Raw genomic sequence first — 1707 nt, forward strand, 5'->3', positions numbered from 1 at the left:
GAGACTGGGCAAGAATTGTTCTCGCCCGAATCCGGATCGATGTACGATTCTATTCATGACGAATCGCACTTATAAGACTGGTCCGCGGCGGGAGCAGTTGAGCCTTCTGCCGCCTCGCGTCGAGGATTATGTTGCGCAAGACAACCCGGTCCGGGCGATCGAGGCCTATGTCTGTGCGCTCGATCTTGAGAAGCTCGGGTTCCGGCATGCCGGTGGTGGCACCGGGGCGGGACAGCCAAGTTACCATCCGGCGGACCTGTTGAAGGCCTATCTTTACGGTTATCTCAACCGGGTCCGCTCCTCGCGTCGCCTCGAGCAGGAGGCGCAACGCAATCTGGAACTGATGTGGCTGCTCAAGGGACTGACGCCCGGCTACCGGACCATCGCCAACTTCCGCCGGGATAATTGGTCGGCGCTCAAGGCGACGAACCGAGAATTTGTGCTCTTGCTGCGCGAACTTGAGCTTCTGGGCGGCAAGCTTGTGGCGATCGACGGCGCCTTCTTCCATGGCGATGCGAGCAAGGCGAGCATCAAGACGAAGAAGCGGCTGGCGGAGCAGCTTGCTTGTATCGATCGCGACATCGAGGAATATGGCAAAGCGCTGGCGTCGAACGACGCCAGCGAAGAAGCGCATTCGTCAGGTGACGGAGATGGCGGGAGCGCGAATGGGAATGGCGGCAGGGTTGCGGACAAGCTGGCGGCGTTGATGGCGCGCCGGGCGAAAGCCCAGGCCGATCTTGATCGTCTGGAGGACGGCGGCGAGACCCAGTTGTCGACCACCGATGCGGACGCCCGGCTTTTGTCGAAAAGAGGCCATGTCCTCGCAGGCTACAACGTCCAGATTGCGGTCGATGACAAGCACAAGCTCATCGTTGCGAGCGAGGTCGTCAACGACGGCAACGATACGGGCCAGCTTTACGAGGTGGCCAAAGCGGCAAAAGAGGCATTGGGAGCCGAGACGCTGCAGGCGATTGCCGACACCGGCTATTACAATGGCACGACCCTGAAAGAATGCGAGGAAGGCGGCATTGTTGCCTATGTCCCGCCGCCCAAGCGAACAGGGGGTTTGGAGGAACAAGGCCGCTTCACGCATGAAGCGTTCAGCTATGACGCCGAAGCCGACGCTTATCGCTGTCCCGCGGGCGCGCTGTTGAGACCGATGAATGGCGTCAAAATCAGCCCGGCCGGTCGGCAAGACGTCCGCTATGTCAGCCTGAAATCTGTCTGCAAGGCTTGTCACTTGCGCGAGCAATGCCTTGGTCAAAAGTCGGACAAGCGCACCATCTATCGCTGGCAGCACGAAGAGGTGATTGATCGTCACAGGGAGCGGATGAAAGAGGCGAGCGAGTTGATGCGCCAGCGCTCCTGCTTGGTCGAGCATCCCTTCGGCACGCTCAAATGCCGCGCCGGCTATCGCCACTTCCTGGTCCGCGGCTTTGCCAAGGTTCGCGGCGAATGGAGTCTGATGGCGCTCTGCTACAATCTCGCCCGTGTGCTGAACATCCTCGGCTTTGACGGCTTTGTCGCGTTTTTTGCCAACCGGGTGGCCAGGAGCGCAATTTTGCGCGTCCTGTGCGCCGTCGTGCCCGCCATAGGCCCTGCCATCGTCTCTATCAGAGGCCTCTCAGCCAAATTAGGCCAAAAACCAGCGATCATCCGCTTCCGCTTCAGCATCGCAGCGTAACCGCGAGATTCTTGCCCAGCCTC

At 60.3% G+C, this 1707-nt stretch carries 1 protein-coding gene; it reads left to right on the top strand.

What is annotated here, in order from left to right:
* Positions 1 to 55 precede the first annotated feature (55 nt).
* Entirely contained in the window at positions 56 to 1684 is a 1629-nt protein-coding gene (locus ABIC09_RS37375; RefSeq protein ID WP_354033386.1) for an IS1182 family transposase, read from the top strand.
* The last annotated feature ends 23 nt before the right edge of the window (positions 1685 to 1707 follow it).

Origin of the sequence: Bradyrhizobium sp. S3.12.5, assembly GCF_040548225.1 — a bacterium.
In the GTDB taxonomy this organism is placed as follows: Bacteria; Pseudomonadota; Alphaproteobacteria; order Rhizobiales; family Xanthobacteraceae; genus Bradyrhizobium; species Bradyrhizobium cytisi.